The following is a 20504-nucleotide window of genomic DNA, read 5'->3' as shown; positions in this document are numbered from 1 at the left end:
CGATTCATCGTTTGATCGCTTCGACCGGATCGCCGGCCGGCGCGCTGGCGCCTTCCACGGCGGCATCGGCCGCCGCGTTCGAGCGCCGCCCCGACCCGCCGGTAAACAGCGTACTCCAGTTGTTGAAGCGCCGGTTGAACAGCACCGACAGCCCGTTGATCGACCCGCCCTTGGCAATCAGCGACCAGCGCCGCGAGAACGCCCAGGTCAGCTTGACCACGTTGGATGCCGACGTCAGGCTCTGCTCGTAGCCCACCGAGATCTGGTCCGACACCGCCTTGCCGATGCTCACCACCTGCTGGTCGTTCAGGCCCGCCGTGCTGGGGCCGATCGAGAATTCGTCGATGCCGAAGTGCGACACCACGCTCTTGCCGGCCTTGCCGCCGATCATGCCCAGTGCCGCGCCGCCCAGCGCGCTGCCGCTCAACTGCCGCTGCTGGCTCGATCCCGCGCTCTCGGCGCCGTAGCCGAACATCAGCCACGACAGCTTGTCCTCGTCGGGCACGTTCGGCTCGGACACCAGCCGCACGCGCGGCAGCCGCACCGTGCCCGTCACCTCCACGCCGGCCTCCACCTCCTGGTTGCGGCGCATGGCGCGGATGAACATGTTCGGGTTGTCCACCGGGCCGTTGAAGTTGATCGTGCCGCGGTCGATGTCGAGCTTGCGCCCGAATGCCTCGTAGGTGCCGTCCACCACGCGCACCGTGCCCGTCGCGCGCATCGGCGACAGCGGCTCGCTGCGGATGCCCAGTTGCCCGGCCAGCAGGATGTCGGCCCCGGCCCCCCGGAAGCGGAAGTCGTTGCCCAGGTCGATCGTCACGTCGATCAGCGGGCTGAAGCGGCTGGCCGGCTTGGACTCCGGCACCACCGGCGTGGCCGCCGTCTTCAGTTCGCGCTCATCCTTGCGGCGCACCACCACCACGTCGTCGCCCAGCACCGGCGCGCTGGCCTTGGGCAGGTCGAACAGCCCGCGGTCCACGCGGAACTTGCCGCGGATGGCCAGCTGCTGGTTCTCGTTGGCGATGCCGGCCTCGCCCGAGACGATCAGCGTGCGCTCGGGGCTGGCAAACAGCTGCAGCCGGTCCGCCACGATCCGGCCCGTGATGTTCGGATCGGTCTGGCCCAGCTTGACCGCGCCCGTGGCCGTCAGCGTGCCGTCGCCGCCGCGAAAGCGCACCTGCCGCAGTTCCACGGTGTTCTGGTCCAGCACCACGTGCACCTCGCCATCGGTTAGCCGGATACCAAGGTCGTACAGCGTGATGCCGATGTCGCTGCCATCCACGGTGCCGGTCAGCAGCGGATTGCCGACCGTGCCGGCCAGCCGCAGCGCCGCCGCCAGCTTGCCCTGGAGCGCGTACTGCGGCCCGGTCAGCGCTTCCAGCGACTTCAGGCGCGGCACGTCGGCGGTGACCGTGCCGCCCAGCGCCGACGCCGGCCCCACCGTCAGCAACCCCTGCTCGGTGACCAGCCCGGCCGACGCATCGACGGCCACCTTGCCGATCCGCTGCGACGTGGTGCCGCCGCGCAGCGTCACGCGGTTGCCGCCAAAGTCCGCGCGCAGCGCCGTCTCGCCCAGCCCCAGCGTGGTCCAGCCCCGGCCGGCGTTGACCGACGCGTCGCCGCTGCGCCGCCGCACCTCGGCAAACCCGGTGGCCGTCTCGGCCAGGTTCAGGTTCCAGTTGGCATCGAGCACGAGGTCCGAGCGCACCGGCGGCGCCTCGCCGGTCCACGTCTCCATCAGCTTGAGCAGGTTGGCCACTTCCACGCCGTTGAAGTTGCCCTGCGTGCGGATGCGCCCGTGATCGAACTCGAAGCCGTCCACGCGCATCGTCGCCCGCGCGAACTGCAGTTGCGCCGGGCCCAGCCGGATGCGCTGGTCCGCCACCATCAGCTGCGCGGGCGCCAGCAGCCGCACGTTCACCGCGCCGCGCTCTTCCAGCGTGCGGATCGTGCCGTTCCAGCCCTGCTCGCCGCGCCAGGCGCCCTGCCCGGCCAGCGCCAGCTGCATCGCCTGGCCGTGCATCGTGCCGGCTGCGCGGGCGTCGAATGTGTGATTGGCCTGCGTGCCGCTCAGCGTGGCGTCGAGCGTACGGATCGACGCCTGCGGGCCCTGGTAGTCGCGCGCGGCCAGCCGGGCGGCCAGCGTGCCGTCCAGCCCGCCGCGCAGTTCCACGTGGCCATCGGCGCTGGCCACCTTGTGCGGCCCCACCACCAGCGCCTGCGCGCTGTAGTCGCCCACCACCTCAGGCTTCTTCAGCGTGCCGGTGACCACGGCGTCCAGCCGGGCGCGGCCGCCGACGCCGAATTTCAGGCGATCCAGCTGCGGCGCGTCGACGTTGACCCGCAGGCTGTCGCCCCGCGCGCCAAAGCTGCCCCTGAGGTTGACCTGGTTGCCCGCCATCAGCAGCGACGCCTCGCTGGGCAGCAGCCGCTCGCCCTCCACGCGCACCTTGCCGTTGCCGGTCATTGGCAGCCCCGCGTACTCGCTCTCGCCCAGCGCAAAGTCCAGCGCCACGCGCAGCACGTTGGCCAGCGACCCCTTGGCCGAGAAATCGGCGTTGATGCGGCCCGGTGCCACCCTGGCCAGCCGCGCCGGGTCGAAGTTGGTCAGCTTGCCCTTGAAGTCGAACGCCTGCGCGTCCTTGAGCCCGAGCTTGCCGTCGGCCGTCAGCGTGCCGCTGCCCAGCCCCGCGCGCAGCGCCGCCAGCGTGACCGCCTCGGCATCGATCCGCGCATCGGCGAACAGCTTGATCTCGCCGCCCTCCACGTCCAGCGCCACGCTCTGCCGGCCCGGCTCCAGCCGCACGATGACCGGCCCGGACAGGTTGGTCGCCACCATGCCCGTGTGCAGCGCCGCGGCGTCCAGCCGCCGCACGTCCAGGTCAAAGCCGCCGCGCCCATCGTGCAGCGTGCCCTGCCCGACGATCTCGGCGCGCCCCGGCAGCGTGATGCGCAGGTCGCGCAGCGTCTGCGTCATCTCGCTCAGTTCCACGCGCGCCTGCACCGCGTGCACGGGCAGCCGTTCCTTGTCGATCGGACCCGGCTCCAGGTTGCGGACCGTGACCTCGCCGGCCACGGCCAGCGGGTTCCTGGTCGGCGCGGCCGGCGTGGGCACCGGCGCCGACGCCGACGCGGCCGACGCAGCCGCCACGGCGCTGGCCGTCGATTCGCCGGGCCGGGGCTGGGCCACCTGCGGCGGCGGCGCGATGGCCTCCACCGGGCGCAGTTCGGCATGGACGGTCAGGTTGGCCTGCGGAGCCGTGGGGCTGAACAGCCGGGGGTTGATGCGCTCGCCATCGACAATCAGGTGCGTGAACGGCACCTTGCCGAACGGCGTCACGTCGGCGTTGCCGCGCGCGCGGATGCGGTCGCCGTTGGCTTCCAGTTCGGCGCGCAGGCTGTCCAGCGACCCGCTGGCGGTGGCGGAAACGGCATACGTCTCTTCCTTCCAGCGCCCTTCCAGCAGGGCCTCGGCCGACAGCGGGAACGGCGTGGTGCCGCCGATCTGGGCGTTGGCCTGCAGCTTGCCGTACGGCGTGACCAGCCGGTCGACGACCACGCGATGCCGCTGCCCGTCGCTGTGCAGCGCGCCGGACAGGTCCGACAGCACGAGCGGGCTCGACGTGGCCGGTGGCCCCTGCAACAGCGACAGCTCGGCCACCGTCAGCGTGTCGACGTCGACAGCCAGCGGCAGCGTCAGCGAATCCGGCATCCGGGCCGGCTCGGTGCTCGGGGCCGACGCCGGCAGCCGCGCGTCGATCTTGCCCAGCCGCAGCCATTCCACGTGCAGCCGCCGCGGCGACCACGAAAGCTGCCAGCGCGCGTCGATGCGGTCGACCGTCACGCGCGTGTCGCCGCTGGCGTAGACCACGTCGCGCAGCCGCAGCCCGCTGGCCACCGATCCGCCCTCGTACGTCCCGGCCAGCATGCCGGCCGACAGCCGCGTGGCGATGTTCCACAGGTGGCGCGTGCCGGTTTCCGTGCGCAGCGCCTGCACGGTCGTGACGGCCAGCGCCACCAGCAGCGCCAGCAGCACGGCCACGGTCCAGCCCAGCACCTTCCAGATGCGGCGGCGGGGCCGGCGCGGCTGGCGCGGGGCGTCGCGGTCCTCGCGCGGCACGGGCGGCATGTCCGGCATGTTCATCAGAACGCCACCCCGAGCGAGATATGCGGCCGGAACTGCCGCTGCTGGATGCCGTAGCCGATGTCCAGCTGCACCGGCCCCACCGGGCTGCGCCAGCGCGCGCCAACGCCCACGCCGTGGTAGATCGTGATGCCGTCGAGGTTGTTGGTGGCCGTGCCCATGTCCCAGAACACCGCCGCGCCCCAGTCCGGCTTGAACCAGTACTGGTATTCCAGGCTGCCGGTGCCCAGGTAGCGCGCCGGCAGCACGCTCTGGCCGTTCGGCGTGCCGATCGACTGGTAGCTGTAGCCGCGGATCGAATCGGTGCCGCCGGCGCGGAAGCGCAGCGTGGCCGGGATCAGCGACGGGTCGTCGGAGGTCATGTTGGCGCCCAGTTCCAGCCGGGCGACGAACAGGTCACGGTTGCCCACCGGCACGTACTGCCGGATGCGGCCGTACACGCGCAGGAACGTGGCGTCGCTGAGCGCGCCCTTGACGGCCACGCCGACCTGGGTGTTGATCACGTTGCCACGGCGGGGAAACACCGGGTTGTCCACGTCGCGGCGTGTCCACGCGAACGCCGGCACCAGCGCCTTCGAGTACTGCGATGGCTGGCCGTACGGTGTCAGGATGTCGTAGTAGAAGTCCAGCGAGACCGTGGTGTCGTACTTCTCGCGCGAGCGCGACCGCTTCAGGCCGGCGCGCCAGCTCTTGGTGTCGGTGCTCTCGATGTCGATGGTCCGCTCGTAGCTCGTGTAGAGGCTGTTGCGATAGGTGTGCGAATCGGGCGGCATGGCCATTTCCGCAAACGCATACTGGCGCTTCTGCTCGATCCGGGCCTGCGAGTCGAACACCCAGGCGCGGTTGAACAGGTTGTAGTACGAGTAGCGGCCTTCGACCTGGGCGCCGGTATCGGTCGTGAAACCGACGCCGGAGCTGAGCCGGTGCGTCGGGTACTCGCGCACCTTCACGCGCACCGGCGCCGTCACGGTCTGCTGCTGCGCGGCGGCCTCGGCCGAGGTGGCGGCGGGCGGCTCTTCCAGCTCGACCTGCACGTTCGAGAAATAGGGCTGGTTCTGCACCGCGCGCTGGAATTCCAGCAGGCGCTCCACGCGGTACGGCTCGCCCTCGCGCAGCGGGTTGACATTGCGGATGATCTGCTCGGGATAGCGGCGCGTGCCCTCGATCTCCAGCGGCCCCAGCACATAGGCCGGCCCGCTCTCGTACTTCGCGCTCAGGTCGGCGGCGTGCTCGTCGGGCTCGATCCGCGCCCGGGACGACGCCAGCCGGGCGCCGTAGTAGCTCTGGCTCTGCAACTGCACCAGCGCGTCTTCCTTGGCCTTGTCCCAGTCGGCCTGGCGGAACGGGTCGCCCACGGGCAGGCCCCACTTGCGGCGCATTGCCTCGATCTGCGCCGGCGACTGGGTGGCCGCCGGGCCGGCCACCTCCACATCAGCCCGGCGGATCAGCGTGCGGGCGCCGGGGTCGACGGTGATGTGGACCACGCGGCTGTCGCCCTGGCCTTCCACGGTGGCCTTGGTGACCGGGTCGAACCAGCCCTCGGTGGACGCGAACTGGCGCACCTGGTCGCCCACGGTCTCCACCATGTACTGGAACTGGTCGTCGGAAATGTCGGTGCGGGTGGTGTAGCGGGCCAGGTCGAGGTGTTCCTCAAGGATGTCCTTGAGCGCCTTGGGGGCGTCGATCTCCACCTTGTAGGCGGCCTTGGCCGCGTGGGCGTGGCCCGGGGCGCCCAGCAGCGCCGCGATCAGCAGGACGGCCAGGCACAGGGCCAGTGCCGCGGCGCGCGCATGCCGGCCGGCACCGCCATGGATGCGCCGCGCCTGTGCTGCGACGGTCGGTTCGGCCAGCCGGCCCAAATCAAGCGTCATCCGTCCTAGTGGCTCCCGAATCAAGTCGCTATTTGACCACACCACCGGCCGCGCCAGACCATCGTCCGGGCAAATTTGACGTTTTCAGCAGGGTGACCGGCAGCGCCCGGTGCCGATACGGTAAAATCCAGCCCCGTCATCCCCAACGCCGCCCCCTGCGGGCACAGGTTTCACCATGGCCATGTACGAATCGGATATCACCCAGTTCCTGAAGACCCTCAAGCAGGAGCGCCCGTCCCTGGAAGCCGAACAGCGCGAAGGCCGCGCCCTGCTGTGGGACAAGACCCCGATCGACCTGGAAGAACGCGCCCGCGCCAATGCGTCGCGCGTGGCCCAGAAGCCGTACGTCTACTCGTCCGACAACTGATCGGCCACCCGGCCCACCCCCTCCCGCACCCGACACGATGCCGCCGAGCGACCCGCTGGACCCCGCCGCGCAGGAAAAGCTGACCCTGCCCGTGGCGCTGCCCAGCGTGGGGCAGCCCGGCGCCGGCACGGCCAATCCGGCCGACATGGTCGACGGGATGGCGTTCGCGCGGCTGTACGGCGAGCCGCTGTTCAAGCTGCCGCAGGACCTGTACATCCCGCCCGACGCGCTGGAAGTGTTCCTGGAGGCGTTCGAGGGCCCGCTGGACCTGCTGCTGTACCTGATCCGCAAGCAGAACTTCAACGTCCTGGACATCCCGATGGCCCAGGTGACGCGCCAGTATCTCTCGTACGTCGACCAGATCCGGCAGCGCAACCTGGAACTGGCGGCCGAGTACCTGCTGATGGCCGCGATGCTCATCGAGATCAAGTCGCGGATGTTGCTGCCGGTCAAGAAGGCCGACAGCGACGAGGAAGCCGAGGATCCGCGCGCCGAACTGGTGCGCCGCCTGCTGGAATACGAGCAGATGAAACTGGCCGCCCAGCGGCTGGACACCGTGCCCCAGCTTGGCCGCGATTTCCTGCGCTCGCAGGTCTACATCGAGCAGAGCATCGCCCCGCGCTTTCCCGACGTGGAAACCGTGGACCTGCAGTCCGCCTGGGCCGACGTGCTCAAGCGCGCCAAGCTGAACCAGCACCACAAGATCTCGCGCGAGGAACTGTCCGTGCGCGAGCACATGAGCCAGATCCTGCGCCGCCTGCAACACGCCCGCTTCATGGAGTTCAGCGAGCTGTTCGAGGACGCCATCCGCTCTGGCAAGGGCGTGCCCGTGGTGGTGGTGAACTTCATCGCCATGCTGGAGCTGTCGCGCGAGGCGCTGGTCGAGATTACCCAGGCAGAGCCGTTCGCACCGATTTATGTGCGATTGGCGTACACGCCGGCCTGATCCTTCCACCGGGCGGAACAATTGCCGCGGGCTGCCGGCCTGAACCGGCGCGGATGCTCTACAATCCGCCGACAGCCGGCCACTGTGTTCCCTAGAGTCCGGCACGCACGCTGCCACGCAGCGGCACGCTCAACCACGACGGCACACCACATTTCATGAAAGTCATTTCCTCCATCCAGGCGCTGCGGGACCAGCTCCGCGGCCAGAACCGCGTGGCCTTCGTGCCCACCATGGGCAACCTGCACGAAGGCCACCTGTCGCTGATGCGCCTGGCGCGCCAGCACGGCGACCCCGTGGTGGCGTCGATCTTCGTCAACCGCCTGCAGTTCGGCCCGAACGAGGATTTCGACAAGTACCCGCGCACGCTGCAGGACGACATCGAGAAGCTGCAGAGCGAGGGCGTGTACGTGCTGTTCGCGCCGACCGAATCGGACATGTACCCGGTGCCGCAGGAATACCGCGTGGACCCGCCGCACGACCTGGGCGACATCCTGGAAGGCGAGTTCCGCCCGGGGTTCTTCAAGGGCGTCTGCACCGTGGTGATGAAGCTGTTTTGCTGCGTGCAGCCGCGCGTGGCCGTGTTCGGCAAGAAGGATTACCAGCAACTGATGATCGTGCGGCGCATGGCGCAGCAGTTCGCGCTGCCCGTGGACATCATCCCGGCCGAGACCGTGCGGGCCGAGGACGGCCTGGCGCTGTCGTCGCGCAACCGCTACCTGGGCGAGGCCGACCGCAAGGAGGCGCCGGTCCTCTACAAGACGCTGCACGAGGTGCGCGACACCGTGCTGGGCAACGGCAACGTCGACCTGCTGGCCGTGGAAGCCGACGCGCTGGCCCGGCTGCAGGCGCGCGGCTGGAACCCCGACTACGTGTCGATCCGCAAGCGCAGCAACCTCCAGGCCCCCACCCGCGAGGAATTCGCCGCCGGCGAGCCGCTGGTGGTGCTGTCGGCCGCCAAGCTGGGCAACACGCGGCTGATCGACAACCTGGAAATCTGAAGCGCTTTCCGCTACCCCCGCTTCAGCCGCACCCGTTCGCGTTCCAGATGCCGCTGATGGCCGCTGCGGCGTTTCCACCAGATCAGCACGCCCGTCAGCGCAAACGCCAGCGGCATCAGGCCGAACGCGGTGATGAACACGCGGCCGTAGGTGCCGAACGCCTCGCCGGTGTGCAGCGGGAACAGCCAGAAGATCAAGGCATCGCCCGATTGCGCGTCGCGCGGGTCGCGGGCGCCTAGCGGGCGGCCGGTGTAGGCGTCCAGCCAGAGCCGCGTGGCGCCGCTGTCGGCCTGCAGCTCACCCTCCTGGCGCAGCCGCACCTCATAGGCGTCGCCGGGCTTGCGCGGCAGGCTGATCCGCGTGACCTGCGCGCCCGGGAACTGGCGCTGGGCGGCCGTCATGGCCTGCGCCGGCGTGATCGCGTGGGCGCCGGGCGGCGGCGGGTCCGACTGGTGCTTTGCCGGCGCGCTCACGGTCATCACGCTGCCGATGATCGGCGTGACCCACTTCGGCAGGTTCAGGTACCAGCCCGAGAATGCGATCACGGCCAGCACCGGCGCGGCGAAGATGCCGCCGGCGCGGTGGAACGTATAGGTGAAGCGCGACCACGACCCGCCGTGCGCAATCCGCACAGACTGCTTCCACGCGCGCAGCCGCGACTTCGGCCACCATAGCGCCACGCCCAGCAGCACGCTCAGCAGCAGCACCATGCCGGTCACGCCGACGATGGTCTTGCCGGTCTCGCCGGACAGCAGGTAGCGGTGCAGGTGGAACAGCGTCGGCATGATCTGCTGGCGCGACAGCCCCGGCACGCCAAACAGCCGCTCGCCCTTCACGGCCAGCGTGATCGGGTCGATCATCACCTGCCGCGACCGCCCCGGCGCCGCCTGCGCGCCCTGGATCGGGTAGTAGGCGATGAACACGTCGTGCTCGTCGATCGGCAGCATCAGCAGGTTCGGCTTGCCATAGCGCGGGTCGGCCATCAGCCTGGCCGTGACGGATTCCACGGTCGCGGCCCCCACCGGGATGCGGGTGGCCGACACGCCCTGCAGCAGATCGGGATTCAGCCATTTGTCGATGTCGTCGCGCCACGAGATCAGCGTGCCGGTCAGGCCCATCAGGACGAAGAGCAGGCCGAAGACCAGGCCGATGTAGAGGTGAAGCTTGACTAGGACGGTGCGCAGGCGGCCGGAGACCATGTGACTCTTTGTTCTGGGATGCCGCGCTGGCCGCGGGGCATCGGGCATTTTGGCCCTCGCATCTGTGCGCCAGCGCGCTAATGCAAATGCGAAGAATTCGCGATTCTAGCAGCGTGACGTTAAGATCGTGGCCGCACCGCATTCCAACGTCATCCGGGTGCCGCCCCCGCCCTGCCATGCCCTTGATCGAACTGCTTCCCGCCTCTCCGGCCGATGCCGACCTGCTTGCCGCCATGCACGCGGACAGCTGGCGCCACGCCTATGCCGGCCTGGTTCCCGCCGAATATCTTGACGTCCACGCCCCCGCCGAACGGCTGGCCACCTGGCGCGCCCGCATGCTCGAAGGGGCCGAGGCGCCGCTGGAAGCCACCATCCTGCGTGTGAACGGCAACCCGGCCGGCTTCTCGTGCCTGATGCCGCTGGCCGAGCCCGGCTACGGCATCTACCTGGACAATCTGCATGTGATGCCGGCGTACCATGGCCGCGGCTACGGCAAGACGCTGATGGCCTGCTGCGCCACGCGCGTGGCCAGCCAGTGGCCGGGCCGGCCGCTGTTCCTGTACGTGCTCGATGGCAACACCCAGGCGCGCGATTTCTACCGGCGCCTGGGCGGCGTGGAATCGGACGTCTTCGAAGACCCGTTCCCGGGCACCGACCTGATGGTGGCCGTGCGCCGCGTGAGCTGGGACGACGTGGACGCGCTGGTCAGCCGCCTGGCACCGGGGCCGTAGCTGCCAGCGGGGCCAGCATCGCGCGCAGGTCCAGGTGTTCGGCCATGCTGGCCGCCAGCCGGTCGATCGATGCCTCGCGCAGCGCGTCCAGGTCCACGCCACCGGCGTGCGCCAGCCCGGCCCAGCGCAGCAGCGCGCCGCAGGCGTCCGGCTGGTCGAACAGGCCGTGGACGTAGGTCGCCATGACCTGGCCGTCTTCGGACACCGCCCCGTCGGGCCGACGCCCCGCGCCCGCCTCCCCCTCCGCCAGCCACAACGCCGGCCGCGCCAGCGCCGGCCCCTGCGTCACCCCCAGATGGATCTCGTAGCCCGCCACGGCCGCGCCGCCGGCCGCCAGTTCACCGTTCACGCGCCGTAGCTGCTTCTCGGGCGCCAGCGTGGTGTCGAAGTCGAGCAGTCCCAGCCCGTCGCTGCTGCCGGCCGGCCCCTCGCGGCCATCGGGATCATGGATGCGCCGCCCCAGCATCTGCATGCCGCCGCAGATGCCCAGCAGCTTGCCGCCATAGCGCAGGTGCCGCAGCAGCGCGTGGTCCCACCCGTTGGCGCGCAGGAACGCCAGGTCGGCCCGCACGCTCTTGCTGCCGGGCAGGATCACCAGGTCCGCCGGCGGCATCGGGCGGCCCGGGCCGATGAATTGCAGGTCGACGTCCGGATGGGCGCGCAGCGCGTCGAAATCGGTATGGTTGGAGATGCGCGGCAGCACCGGCACCACCACGCGCAGCGCCTGGCCGTCGCGCCGGGCCACCTGCGCGCTGGCAATGGCGTCCTCGGCGTCCAGGTGCAGCCCGTGCAGGTACGGCAGCACGCCGAACACCGGCTTGCCCGTGCGCGCGGCCAGCCAGTCCAGCCCCGGCTGCAGCAGCGCGATATCGCCCCGGAACCGGTTGATGACGAAGCCCTTCACGCGGGCCCGCTCGCTGTCGGACAGGCAGTCCAGCGTGCCGACCAGATGCGCGAACACGCCGCCCCGGTCGATATCGGCCACCAGCACCACCGGGCAGTCCACGCGCTCGGCAAAGCCCATGTTGGCGATGTCGCGGTCGCGCAGGTTCACCTCGGCCGGGCTGCCGGCGCCTTCCACCAGCACCACGTCGTACGCCCGTTCGAGCCGCCCATGGCTTTCCAGCACCGCCGCCATCGCCTGCGGCTTGTAGGCGTGGTAGGCGCGGGCGTCCAGGTCCATGCGGGCGCGGCCGTGGATGATGACCTGCGCGCCGATGTCGCTGCTGGGCTTGAGCAGCACCGGGTTCATGTCGGTGTGCGGCGCCAGCCCGGCCGCCTGGGCCTGCAGCGCCTGGGCGCGGCCGATCTCGCCGCCATCCACCGTCACCGCGCTGTTCAGCGCCATGTTCTGCGGCTTGAACGGCGCCACGGCCACGCCGGCGCGCGCCAGCACGCGGCACAGCCCGGCCACCACGGTGCTCTTGCCGGCGTCCGAGGTGGTGCCCTGGACCATCAGGGTGCCGCGCAGGGCACGCGGCGCAAACGGGAACGGAGGATTTTGCATCGCGCGATTATCGCAGCAGGGTTGGCGCGGCGGGCGCCGGCCTGCAAAAACCGTGCGTGCGGGGCGCGGATGCGGCGGCTACAATACGCCCGATGAAGACCCCCGCCACGCCTCGGGCGCTCAATCTCTCGGCCACCACCGAGCCGGCTTCGGCAGGCGCGGCCGCGGACGTCGAACCCGACACCGCCCCGGCCCCGCAGCCGCAGGCCGGCACCGCCGCGCCGCGCGAGCTGACGCTGGTGCTCGGCGGCGCGCGCTCCGGCAAGAGCCATTTCGCCGAGCAACTGGCCACCGACCACGCGGCGCTGACGCGCGGGCCGGTCACCTACATCGCCACGGCCCGGCACAACGCCGAACCGGCCGACGAGGAGATGGAAGTCCGCATCGCGCTGCACCGGGCACGCCGCCCCGCAGACTGGACGCTCGTCGAGGAACCCGTGCACCTGGCCGACGCGCTCTACGCGCACGCGCGCCACGACGGCTGCATCCTGGTGGACTGCGTGACGCTGTGGCTCAACAACCTGATCTTCGGCGACGGCCGCGACTACCCCGAGCACGGCGTCATCACGCCGCCGCCGGCCTTTACCGAGGAAATCGACGCGCTGATGACCGCGCTGCCGATGCTGCCCGGCCACGTGATCCTGGTCTCGAACGAGATCGGCTTCGGCGTGGTGCCGATGGGCGCCATCACCCGCTTCTACGTCGACGAACTGGGCCGGCTCAACCAGAAGCTGGCCGCCACCGCCGACCGCGTGCGGCTGCTCGTGGCCGGCATCCCGGTCGCGATCAAGGACCCGCCCCCTTCCCGCCTGCACGCCGCACGATGATGCTGTTGTCCTGGCCGGCCTGCGTGGCCGCCGCGCTCGCCGGCGTGCTGCTGGACCGCTGGCTCGGCGAGCCGCGCCGCTGGCATCCGCTGGTCGGCTTTGGCCGCCTGGCCACGGCCGTCGCCAACCGGCTGAACCGCCCCGGCAGCCACCCGCTGCGCCAGCGCGCGGCGGGGCTGCTCGCGTGGTCGGCCGCGGTGCTCGGGCCCGCCGCCGCCGTGGCGTGGCTGGTCGGCATGGCCGGCGCCGTGCATCCGGTGCTGGCGTGGACGCTGCACGTGCTGGCGCTCTACTTCGCGCTGGGCGCCTGCAGCCTCGCGCGCCATATCGCCCCGATTGCCGATGCACTGGCCGCCGACGACCTGCCCGCCGCGCGCACGCTGACCGCCCGCATCGTGTCGCGCGATACGGCCGATGCCGACGCCGAGGCGCTGGCCCGCGCCGCCTGCGAATCGGCGCTGGAGAACGGCAACGATGCCGTCTTTGGCGCGCTGTTCTGGTTCCTGGTCGGCGGCGCGCCGGCCGTCATCGTGTTCCGGCTGGCCAACACGCTCGACGCGATGTGGGGCTACCGCACGCCGCGCTGGGCCATGTTCGGCTGGGCGGCGGCACGCATCGACGACCTGCTCAACCTGATTCCCGCGCGGCTGACCGCGCTGTCGTATGCGCTGCTGGGCGCCACCGCGCAGGCGCTGCGCTGCTGGCGTACGCAGGCCGCGGCGTGGTCCAGTCCCAACGCCGGCCCGGTGATGGCGGCCGGCGCCGGCGCGGTGGGCGTGGCGCTGGGCGGCGGCGCGCGCTACCACGGCGAATGGGAAGCCCGCCCGCCGCTGGGCGTGGGCGATGCGCCGCGCGCCGCCCACGTGCTGGCCTGCCTGCGGCTGGTGCAGCGCACGCTCTGGCTGTGGCTTGGCGTGGCGATGCTGAGCGTGCCGGCCATCCATCTGATCTCCGCTTCATGACGTCCACCATCCGCCACGGCGGCAACCTGCAGCAGGCCATCCGTGAATTCGGCGGGCCGGCCGCGGACTGGCTCGACCTGTCCACCGGCATCCATCCCGACGGGTACCCGGTGCCGGCGCTGCCCGCCGCCGCCTGGCACCGGCTGCCCGAGGACGACGACCTCGCCGCGCTGGCCGCCCGCTACTACGGCGCACCGCACGCGCTGCCCGTGGCCGGCTCGCAGGCGGCCATCCGCACGCTGCCGCGCCTGCTGCGGCCCGGCCGCGTGGGCATCGCCGCGCTGGGCTACAGCGAGTACGCGCCGGCCTTCGCCCGTGCCGGGCACACCGTCGTGCTGCTCGATGAAGCCGACTTCGGCCGCCACGACCTGGCCGACGCGCTCGACCATCTGGTCGTCGTCACGCCGAACAACCCGACCACGCGCCGCGTGCCGTCGGACACGCTGCGGCACTGGCACCGCCGGCTGGCGGCGCGCGACGGCACGCTGCTGGTCGACGAGGCATTCATGGATGCCACGCCCGGCGGCTCGCTCGCGTCCCACGCCGATAGGCCGGGGCTGGTCGTGCTGCGCTCGCTGGGCAAGTTCTTCGGGCTCGCGGGCGTCCGCTGCGGCTTTGTGCTGGCGGCGCCGGCCCTGCTTGACGCGCTCGATGCCGAACTGGGCCACTGGGCCGTCTCGGGCCCGGCCCGCGCCATCGCCCGGACCGCGCTGGCGGATGCCGGCTGGCAGGCCCATGCACGCGACCATCTGGCCGCCAGCGGGCACCGGCTGGCGACGCTGCTGACCGGCCACGGCCTGGCAGTGGCATCGCACCCGCTGTTCTGCTGGGTGCCGCACGCCCACGCGCGGCGCCTGCACGTGGCGCTGGCGACGTGCCGCGTCTGGACCCGTTATTTCGATGCCGCCGGCGGCCAGCCGCCGAGCCTGCGTTTCGGCCTGCCGCCGGACCAGCCCCGGGCGTGGGACCAACTGGCCCGCGCGCTCGACAAGACCCTTCCCCTGCCCGATGCCGATGGCCTTTAAATCCTTCATGCTGGCCGCCCTGCTGGCCGCCACCCTGCCCGCGCACGCCGCCATCACCGTGGTCGACGACGCGGGCCAGACCGTCACGCTGGCCCAGCCCGCGCGGCGCGTGGTCTCGCTGGCGCCGCACGTGACCGAAATGATCTACGCGGCCGGCGGCGGCGAGCGCATCGTCGGCACGGTCAGCTACAGCGACTACCCGCCGCAGGCGCGCGACATCCCGCGCGTGGGCGACAACAAGGCGCTGGACCTGGAACGCATTGCCGCGCTCAAGCCGGACCTGATCGTGGTCTGGCGCCATGGCAACGCCCAGAAGCAGACCGACCGCCTGCGCGCGCTGGGCATGCCGGTGTTCTACAGCGAGCCGCGCCGGCTGGAGACCATCCCCGAGAATCTGGAAAAGCTCGGCACGCTGATGGGCACCGAACCCGTCGCCCGCCGCGCCGCGAGCGACTTCCGCCAGCAGGTGGACACGCTGCGCCGCACCTACGCGGGCCGCCCGCCGGTCACGGTGTTCTACCAGGTCTGGCAGCAGCCGCTGATGACGCTGAACGGCCAGCACCTCGTGAGCGACCTGCTGACGCTCTGCGGCGGCCGCAACCTGTTTGCCACCGAGGCGCCGCTGGTGCCCACCGTGTCCGTCGAAGCGGTGATCGCCGGCAACCCCGAGGTCATGCTGACGGCCGCCATGGGCGCCACGCGCCCCGACAAGCCGCTGGCCGATTTTTCGATATGGGAGAAGTGGAAGCAGGTCACCGCCGTGGCGCGCAACAACCTGTTCACCATCGACGGCGACCTGGTCAACCGCGCCGGCCCCCGCGTGGTGCAGGGGGCGGCGGAAATCTGCAAGGACCTGGAGGTGGCGCGGGGGCGCAGGGGGCGGTGAGGATGCCGGTGGTGCGGGACGCGCTGGCCCGCTCCCCCGGCCCCGCTCCCGCTTGCGGGCGAGGGGAGCAAACCGGCAGCATCTGAATTGCCGATGGATTTCCATCTCCCACAACGCGGGAGATCGGTAGGAGGTGAGGGCCAGCCGCTGATCAACCCACCACGCGATTCCACCACCCCAGCCTGACCGTCCCACCTTCCAGCACGAACTTGCACGTCGCGGCGAATCCCAGCGACCAGTGCAGCGTCTGGGCCAGCGGCAGGCCCAGCCAGTGCGCGGCCAGCATGCGCATCGGGCCGGCGTGGGTGACCGCCCAGAGCCGCGCGTCGGCGCCCGCATCGAGCGCGTCGGCCCAGGCCGTCACGCGCGCCATGGCCTGCGCGGGGCTCTCGCCGCCGTGGGGCCGGGCGTGCAACAGGTCGGCGGCCCACAGGTCCAGCGTGTCGCGCGGAATCGCGTCCCAGCGCTGGCCTTCCCAGGTGCCGAAATCCATCTCGCGCAGCGCCGGCTCCGCCTCGCAGACCGGCGGCGCGGCCAGGCAATCGGCCAGCAGCGTGGCGGTGTCGCGCGCGCGGCGGGCCGGGCTGGTGACGATGCGCGCCGGCGGCGCGAGCTGGGCGACGATCGACGCCAGCGGCGCCACGGGCTGCGCCAGCGCGAGGTCCAGCCGGCCGTAGCAGACGCCCTCGGCCACGTCGGGCTGCGCGTGGCGGATCAGTACCACTTCCATGCGGCCGCCACGAGGTAGATCGACAGTTCGGCCAGTTGCTGCGCCATGCCCAGGCAGTCGCCGGTATAGCCGCCGATGCGGCGCACGAAGTACGCGCCCAGCGCCGCGCGCAGGCCCGCCAGCACCAGCACCACCACCGCCGCGAACACCGGCGAGATCAGCAGCAGCGGCACCGCGCCGCAGGCAAGCGCGAACAGCAGGCTGCGCGTCTCCAGCCGCTGCGCCACGGGCTTGGCCTTGCCTTCGGCGCGCACGTAGTCGTGCGTGGCCAGGAACGTGATCGCCATGGCGCGGCTGGCACCGTGCGCGGCCACCAGCACGGCCAGCAGCAGCCCGGCATCGGCGCGGTCTTCCACCGACACCAGCAGTTGCCACTTCAGCAGCAGCGCCACGACGAGGGCAATCGCGCCAAACGCGCCGACGCGGGAGTCATGCATGATTTCCAGCACGTCCTCGCGCCGGTAGCCGCCGCCGAACGCATCAACGCAATCGGCCAGCCCGTCCTCGTGGAACGCACCCGTCAGCAGCAGCGTGGCCGCCATGCCCAGCACGATGGCCACCGGCGGCGACCAGAACTGCCACGAAAGACCCGTGACCGCGGCGCCGGCCAGGCCCACCAGCAGCCCCACCAGCGGAAAGTAGCGCGCGGCGGCGTTCAGGTAGTGCGGCGCAAAGCCGACCCAGCTTGCCAGCCGCTGCGGCAACGGCACGCGCGTGAAGTAGCCCACGGCGGTCAGGAAGAAGCGGAGTTCGTCGGCCATGCTCGCCCCCTTGCCGCTATGCCGACGCGTTGCTGACGCCGGCGCCGCTGAACGTGGCCATCTCGCGCAGGAAGGCCGCCGCCGAGGCCACCAGCGGCCACGCCAGCGCGGCGCCGGTGCCTTCGCCCAGGCGCAGGTCCAGCGCCAGCAGCGGCTCGGCGCCGAATTCGGCCAGCAGCGCGCGGTGGCCCTGCTCGTGCGAGCAATGCGAGAACACGCAGTACTGCAGCACGTTCGGGTCGATGCGCGCGGCCACCAGCAGCGCCGCCGACGCGATGAAGCCATCCACCAGGATCACCATCCGGCTGGCCGCCGCGGCCAGGTAGGCGCCGGTCATCGCCGCGATCTCGAAGCCGCCGAACGTGGCCAGCACGTCGAGCGGATCGGTCACGCCGGCATGGCACGCCAGCGCCTGCGACAGCACCGCGCGCTTGTGCGCCACGCCGGCGTCGTCCAGCCCGGTGCCACGGCCGATGCACGCCTCGATGGGCAGCCCGGTCAGCCGGCTCATCAGGCAGGCCGCCGCCGAGGTATTGGCGATGCCCATCTCGCCAAAGCCCATCACGTTGGTGCCAAGCTGCGCATGGCGCAGCACGCGCGCGATGCCGGCATTGAGCGCCGCGCCGGCCTGCGCCGGCGTCATGGCCGGGGCGTCGACAAAGTTGCGCGTGCCATTCGCCACCCGGCAGTTGACCAGCCCCGGCGCGGCCGGCAACGGCGCGCGCACGCCCACGTCCACCACTTCCAGCGCCAGCCCGTGCAGCCGCGTGAACACGTTGATCGCCGCGCCGCCGTTCAGGAAGTTCAGCACCATCTGGGCGGTGACCTCGGCCGGGAACGCGCTGACGCCGGCATCGGCCACGCCATGGTCACCGGCGAACACGATGACGGCCGGGCGGGACAGCACGGGCGCCGCGTCGCCACGGATCAGGCCGATCTGTAGCGCCAGCGATTCAAGCCGGCCCAGCGATCCGGGCGGCTTGGTCTTGTCGTCGATGGCGGCCTGCAGCGCCGCGCGCAGCGTCTGGTCCAGCGGCGCGACGGGCGGCAGCGTCAGCGCGACATCGGCAAAGGGGGTCATGGTCATCGGACGCTTCCCGGGCTACATTTCCACGCCGCGCTGGGCCTTGATGCCCTGCTGGAACGCGTGCTTCACCGGCGTCATGTCGGTGACGGTGTCGGCCGCCTCCACCAGCGCGGGCGGCGCGCCGCGGCCGGTGATGACCACGTGCTGCATCGGCGGACGGGCGCGCAGGTCGGCAATCACGGTGTCGACGTCCAGGTAGTGCAGCTTCAGCGCGATGTTCAGCTCGTCCAGCAGCACCAGCCCGACCGATGGGTCGCGCAGCATGCCGCGCGCGATCTCCCAGGCGGCCTCGGCCTTGGCCACGTCGCGCGCGCGGTCCTGCGTTTCCCAGGTGTAGCCCTCGCCCATCACGTGGAATGCGCACTGGTCCGGAAAGCGCTGCAGGAACAGTTCCTCGCCGCTGGGAATGGCGCCCTTGATGAACTGGACCACGCCCGTGCGCATGCCGTGGCCCATCGCCCGCACCACCATGCCGAAGCCCGAGCTGGACTTGCCCTTGCCGTTGCCGGTGGTGATGACGATCACGCCGCGCTCGGCCTGCGCGGCGGCGATCTTTGCATCCACCACTTCCTTCTTGCGGACCATGCGTGCCTTGTGGCGCGCGTCGCGGCCGTCGGCGTCGGCCGGGTCGATTCGTTCAATGTCGCTCATGGGGGTATCCGTCGGGGATCAGCGCGGTGTGCGTGCCGTCGCTGAGACTGATGATCGGGGTGCGCAGAGCGCGGGAGCACTGCGCGGGAGTCAGGACTTCGGGCGCGGGGCCGTGCAGCGCGGGGCCGTCCTCGGCCATCAGCAGCGCATGGCTGGCGTAGCGCCGCGCCAGGGTCAGGTCGTGCAGGATGACCACGGCGGCGTGGCGGCCTGCGGCGGTCAGGCGGCGCAGGACGTCCAGCACCATGATCTGGTGCCGCAGGTCCAGGTGCGACACGGGTTCGTCCAGCATCAGCAGCGGCGCCTGTTGGGCCAGCACGGCGGCCAGCGACACGCGCTGGCGTTCGCCGCCGGACAGCGTCAGCACGTCGCGCGCAGCCAGCGCGTCAAGGTCCAGCGCGGTCATCACGTCGCGCACGATGCGGTCGTCGTCGCGCCGGCCCCAGCCCCAGCCGCTCAGGCGCGGATGGCGGCCCACGCGCACCGCATCCTCCACGGCCATCGAGAACGTGTCGTGCACGGCCTGCGGCAGGTAGGCGCGCTGGCGGGCCAGCGCGGCCGGCGCGATCTGGCCCATGGCGGCGCCGTCCAGCGCCACGCTGCCGCCGTCGGGCGCGCGCAGGCCGGTCAGCACGCCCATCAGCGTGGACTTGCCCACGCCGTTCGGGCCGACGATGCACCAGAGCTGGCCCGGCGCGATCGACATCGACAACCGGTCGACCAGCACGCGCGGGCCGGCCTGCAGCCGCACGTCGCGCAGCGCCAGTTGCGGGCAGGCCGCCAGCGGTTCGTACCACGCGCTCATCGCGGCCTCCGCAGCAGCAGGTAGAGGAAGGTGGGCACGCCCAGCAGCGCGGTGATGACGCCCACAGGCAACTGCGCGGGCGCGATCACGGTGCGGGCGATCAGGTCGGCGGCCATCAGCAGCGTGCCGCCCAGCAGCACCGACGCCGGCAGCAACTGGCGCTGGTCGTTGCCCCAGGCCAGCCGCACCATGTGCGGCACCACCAGGCCGATGAAGCCGATGGAGCCGGCCGTGGTGATGGCCGCCGCAATCGACACCGACGCGATCAGGAACGTGGCCAGCCGCACGCGGCCCACGCGCACGCCCAGCGACTGCGCCACCGTTTCGCCCAGCAGCATCACGTTCAGCGCGCGCGCCATCGGCATGGCCAGGGCCAGCGCCACCACCAGCGTGGTCATCGCCCAGCCGTAGCTGGCCGTGCCGCCCAGGTCGCCGGTCAGCCAGAACAGCATGCCGCGCAGGCGCGATTCCGGGGCGATGGCCAGGATCAGCATGATGACGGCGCTCCAGCCGGCCGCCAGGATCACGCCGGTCAGCAGCAGCCGGGCGCCGGCCTCGTGGTGGCCGCCCTGCACCTGCGGGTGAAGCAGGTCGCGCCGCGCCAGCGTGGCCACCAGCAGCATCGACGCCAGCGCGCCGCCGGCCGCGCCGGCCTGCACCATCCAGACCGGCAGCGTCAGCAGCATCGCCATCAGCGCGCCGGTGGATGCCCCGCCGGACACGCCCAGCACGTAGGGCTCGGCCAGCGGATTGCGCAGCAGCACCTGCATCAGCGCGCCGGACAGCGCCAGCAGGCCGCCGCAGGCAAACGCCGCGGCCGCGCGCGGCAGCCGCAGCTCGCGGACGATGGCGCCGGCCGTGCCGCTGTCGGCGCCGGAGAGCGCCTGCCAGAGCTGCCCGGCATCGAGCGCCACGCTGCCCGCAGCCAGCGACAGCGCGAACACGGCCGCGCCGGCCAGGGCCAGGACCGTCCAGACAGCCAGCGCGCGCCGCAGGTCAGTCATCGG

Annotated in this window: 18 protein-coding genes; 8 read left to right on the top strand and 10 right to left on the bottom strand. The window is 71.6% G+C overall.

All coding sequences use genetic code 11. From position 1 onward, the window contains the following. Positions 1 to 4: 4 nt before the first annotated feature. Both EHF44_RS09055 and EHF44_RS09050 read right to left on the bottom strand, forming a co-directional pair. The gene (locus EHF44_RS09055) at positions 5 to 4144 is read right to left on the bottom strand and encodes a translocation/assembly module TamB domain-containing protein (protein ID WP_124683440.1); all 4140 of its coding nucleotides are present in this window, start codon (positions 4142 to 4144) and stop codon (positions 5 to 7) included. Continuing rightward, positions 4144 to 6015, bottom strand: a complete 1872-nt coding sequence (locus EHF44_RS09050) for an autotransporter assembly complex protein TamA (RefSeq protein ID WP_124683439.1) — start codon at positions 6013 to 6015, stop codon at positions 4144 to 4146. Before EHF44_RS09050 ends, EHF44_RS09055 begins: the two co-directional genes overlap by 1 nt. Before the next feature lie 175 nt (positions 6016 to 6190). Here EHF44_RS09050 and EHF44_RS09045 point away from each other — a divergent pair, with 175 nt between their 5' ends. From EHF44_RS09045 to panC, 3 genes are all read left to right on the top strand, one after another. Next, positions 6191 to 6382 (top strand): DUF3460 family protein, encoded by a 192-nt coding sequence (locus tag EHF44_RS09045; protein ID WP_124683438.1) that lies wholly within the window; start codon positions 6191 to 6193, stop codon positions 6380 to 6382. A 37-nt stretch (positions 6383 to 6419) separates the two neighbouring features. Continuing rightward, entirely contained in the window at positions 6420 to 7328 is a 909-nt protein-coding gene (locus EHF44_RS09040) for a segregation and condensation protein A (RefSeq protein WP_124683437.1), read from the top strand. 155 nt (positions 7329 to 7483) lie between these two features. Further along, entirely contained in the window at positions 7484 to 8326 is an 843-nt protein-coding gene (gene panC / locus EHF44_RS09035; RefSeq protein WP_124683436.1) for a pantoate--beta-alanine ligase, read from the top strand. 11 nt (positions 8327 to 8337) lie between these two features. On the opposite strand, the gene EHF44_RS09030 is transcribed toward panC, so the two are convergent. Further along, positions 8338 to 9525, bottom strand: a complete 1188-nt coding sequence (locus tag EHF44_RS09030) for a PepSY-associated TM helix domain-containing protein (RefSeq protein ID WP_124683435.1) — start codon at positions 9523 to 9525, stop codon at positions 8338 to 8340. A gap of 176 nt (positions 9526 to 9701) precedes the next feature. Between EHF44_RS09030 and EHF44_RS09025 the strand changes: the two genes are divergently transcribed. After that, the gene (locus EHF44_RS09025; RefSeq protein WP_124683434.1) at positions 9702 to 10256 is read left to right on the top strand and encodes a GNAT family N-acetyltransferase; all 555 of its coding nucleotides are present in this window, start codon (positions 9702 to 9704) and stop codon (positions 10254 to 10256) included. Here EHF44_RS09025 and EHF44_RS09020 read toward each other — a convergent pair. Continuing rightward, positions 10231 to 11712, bottom strand: a complete 1482-nt coding sequence (locus EHF44_RS09020) for a cobyric acid synthase (protein WP_124685044.1) — start codon at positions 11710 to 11712, stop codon at positions 10231 to 10233. The genes EHF44_RS09025 and EHF44_RS09020 overlap by 26 nt on opposite strands. Before the next feature lie 143 nt (positions 11713 to 11855). Here EHF44_RS09020 and cobU point away from each other — a divergent pair, with 143 nt between their 5' ends. Genes cobU through EHF44_RS09000 form a run of 4 tightly spaced genes read left to right on the top strand, consistent with a single transcriptional unit; the run spans position 11856 to position 15463 of the window. After that, entirely contained in the window at positions 11856 to 12590 is a 735-nt protein-coding gene (cobU, locus tag EHF44_RS09015; protein ID WP_124683433.1) for a bifunctional adenosylcobinamide kinase/adenosylcobinamide-phosphate guanylyltransferase, read from the top strand. Further along, positions 12587 to 13552 (top strand): CobD/CbiB family cobalamin biosynthesis protein, encoded by a 966-nt coding sequence (locus EHF44_RS09010; RefSeq protein WP_124683432.1) that lies wholly within the window; start codon positions 12587 to 12589, stop codon positions 13550 to 13552. Before cobU ends, EHF44_RS09010 begins: the two co-directional genes overlap by 4 nt. Further along, positions 13549 to 14577 (top strand): threonine-phosphate decarboxylase CobD, encoded by a 1029-nt coding sequence (gene cobD / locus EHF44_RS09005; protein WP_124683431.1) that lies wholly within the window; start codon positions 13549 to 13551, stop codon positions 14575 to 14577. Before EHF44_RS09010 ends, cobD begins: the two co-directional genes overlap by 4 nt. Beyond that, the gene (locus tag EHF44_RS09000; protein ID WP_124683430.1) at positions 14567 to 15463 is read left to right on the top strand and encodes a cobalamin-binding protein; all 897 of its coding nucleotides are present in this window, start codon (positions 14567 to 14569) and stop codon (positions 15461 to 15463) included. Before cobD ends, EHF44_RS09000 begins: the two co-directional genes overlap by 11 nt. Before the next feature lie 151 nt (positions 15464 to 15614). Here the strand turns inward: EHF44_RS09000 and EHF44_RS08995 are convergent, their stop codons facing one another. The 6 genes from EHF44_RS08995 to EHF44_RS08970 are packed head-to-tail and all read right to left on the bottom strand — an operon-like array spanning position 15615 to position 20501. Further along, complete coding sequence (locus EHF44_RS08995; RefSeq protein ID WP_124683429.1) at positions 15615 to 16193, bottom strand: histidine phosphatase family protein; 579 nt, start codon at positions 16191 to 16193, stop codon at positions 15615 to 15617. After that, complete coding sequence (locus EHF44_RS08990; protein ID WP_124683428.1) at positions 16178 to 16954, bottom strand: adenosylcobinamide-GDP ribazoletransferase; 777 nt, start codon at positions 16952 to 16954, stop codon at positions 16178 to 16180. Before EHF44_RS08990 ends, EHF44_RS08995 begins: the two co-directional genes overlap by 16 nt. Positions 16955 to 16970: 16 nt before the next feature. After that, positions 16971 to 18041, bottom strand: a complete 1071-nt coding sequence (cobT, locus tag EHF44_RS08985) for a nicotinate-nucleotide--dimethylbenzimidazole phosphoribosyltransferase (protein WP_301337480.1) — start codon at positions 18039 to 18041, stop codon at positions 16971 to 16973. Positions 18042 to 18056: 15 nt separating this feature from the next. After that, complete coding sequence (gene cobO, locus EHF44_RS08980) at positions 18057 to 18692, bottom strand: cob(I)yrinic acid a,c-diamide adenosyltransferase (RefSeq protein ID WP_124683427.1); 636 nt, start codon at positions 18690 to 18692, stop codon at positions 18057 to 18059. Further along, positions 18679 to 19497, bottom strand: coding sequence for an ABC transporter ATP-binding protein (locus EHF44_RS08975; RefSeq protein WP_124683426.1), 819 nt, complete (start codon positions 19495 to 19497; stop codon positions 18679 to 18681). The genes cobO and EHF44_RS08975 overlap by 14 nt, the downstream gene beginning before the upstream one ends. After that, entirely contained in the window at positions 19494 to 20501 is a 1008-nt protein-coding gene (locus EHF44_RS08970) for a FecCD family ABC transporter permease (RefSeq protein WP_124683425.1), read from the bottom strand. The genes EHF44_RS08975 and EHF44_RS08970 overlap by 4 nt, the downstream gene beginning before the upstream one ends. Positions 20502 to 20504: the final 3 nt, after the last annotated feature.

This window comes from Cupriavidus pauculus, from assembly GCF_003854935.1.
GTDB lineage: Bacteria > Pseudomonadota > Gammaproteobacteria > Burkholderiales > Burkholderiaceae > Cupriavidus > Cupriavidus pauculus_C.
This window is presented reverse-complemented; position numbering and strand designations above follow the sequence as displayed.

What these genes read in the sequence shown, in the direction of transcription:
- EHF44_RS09055 (WP_124683440.1), bottom strand. Translation starts at nt 4,144, where the DNA reads ATGAACATGCCGGACATGCCGCCCGTGCCGCGCGAGGACCGCGACGCC.
- cobT (WP_301337480.1), bottom strand. Translation starts at nt 18,041, where the DNA reads ATGACCATGACCCCCTTTGCCGATGTCGCGCTGACGCTGCCGCCCGTC.
- EHF44_RS08970 (WP_124683425.1), bottom strand. Translation starts at nt 20,501, where the DNA reads ATGACTGACCTGCGGCGCGCGCTGGCTGTCTGGACGGTCCTGGCCCTG.
- cobO (WP_124683427.1), bottom strand. Translation starts at nt 18,692, where the DNA reads ATGAGCGACATTGAACGAATCGACCCGGCCGACGCCGACGGCCGCGAC.
- EHF44_RS09050 (WP_124683439.1), bottom strand. Translation starts at nt 6,015, where the DNA reads ATGACGCTTGATTTGGGCCGGCTGGCCGAACCGACCGTCGCAGCACAG.
- panC (WP_124683436.1), top strand. Translation starts at nt 7,484, where the DNA reads ATGAAAGTCATTTCCTCCATCCAGGCGCTGCGGGACCAGCTCCGCGGC.
- EHF44_RS09000 (WP_124683430.1), top strand. Translation starts at nt 14,567, where the DNA reads ATGGCCTTTAAATCCTTCATGCTGGCCGCCCTGCTGGCCGCCACCCTG.
- cobU (WP_124683433.1), top strand. Translation starts at nt 11,856, where the DNA reads ATGAAGACCCCCGCCACGCCTCGGGCGCTCAATCTCTCGGCCACCACC.
- EHF44_RS09045 (WP_124683438.1), top strand. Translation starts at nt 6,191, where the DNA reads ATGGCCATGTACGAATCGGATATCACCCAGTTCCTGAAGACCCTCAAG.
- EHF44_RS09030 (WP_124683435.1), bottom strand. Translation starts at nt 9,525, where the DNA reads ATGGTCTCCGGCCGCCTGCGCACCGTCCTAGTCAAGCTTCACCTCTAC.
- EHF44_RS09025 (WP_124683434.1), top strand. Translation starts at nt 9,702, where the DNA reads ATGCCCTTGATCGAACTGCTTCCCGCCTCTCCGGCCGATGCCGACCTG.
- EHF44_RS09020 (WP_124685044.1), bottom strand. Translation starts at nt 11,712, where the DNA reads ATGGTCCAGGGCACCACCTCGGACGCCGGCAAGAGCACCGTGGTGGCC.
- EHF44_RS08975 (WP_124683426.1), bottom strand. Translation starts at nt 19,497, where the DNA reads ATGAGCGCGTGGTACGAACCGCTGGCGGCCTGCCCGCAACTGGCGCTG.
- EHF44_RS08995 (WP_124683429.1), bottom strand. Translation starts at nt 16,193, where the DNA reads ATGGAAGTGGTACTGATCCGCCACGCGCAGCCCGACGTGGCCGAGGGC.
- EHF44_RS09040 (WP_124683437.1), top strand. Translation starts at nt 6,420, where the DNA reads ATGCCGCCGAGCGACCCGCTGGACCCCGCCGCGCAGGAAAAGCTGACC.
- EHF44_RS09010 (WP_124683432.1), top strand. Translation starts at nt 12,587, where the DNA reads ATGATGCTGTTGTCCTGGCCGGCCTGCGTGGCCGCCGCGCTCGCCGGC.
- cobD (WP_124683431.1), top strand. Translation starts at nt 13,549, where the DNA reads ATGACGTCCACCATCCGCCACGGCGGCAACCTGCAGCAGGCCATCCGT.
- EHF44_RS08990 (WP_124683428.1), bottom strand. Translation starts at nt 16,954, where the DNA reads ATGGCCGACGAACTCCGCTTCTTCCTGACCGCCGTGGGCTACTTCACG.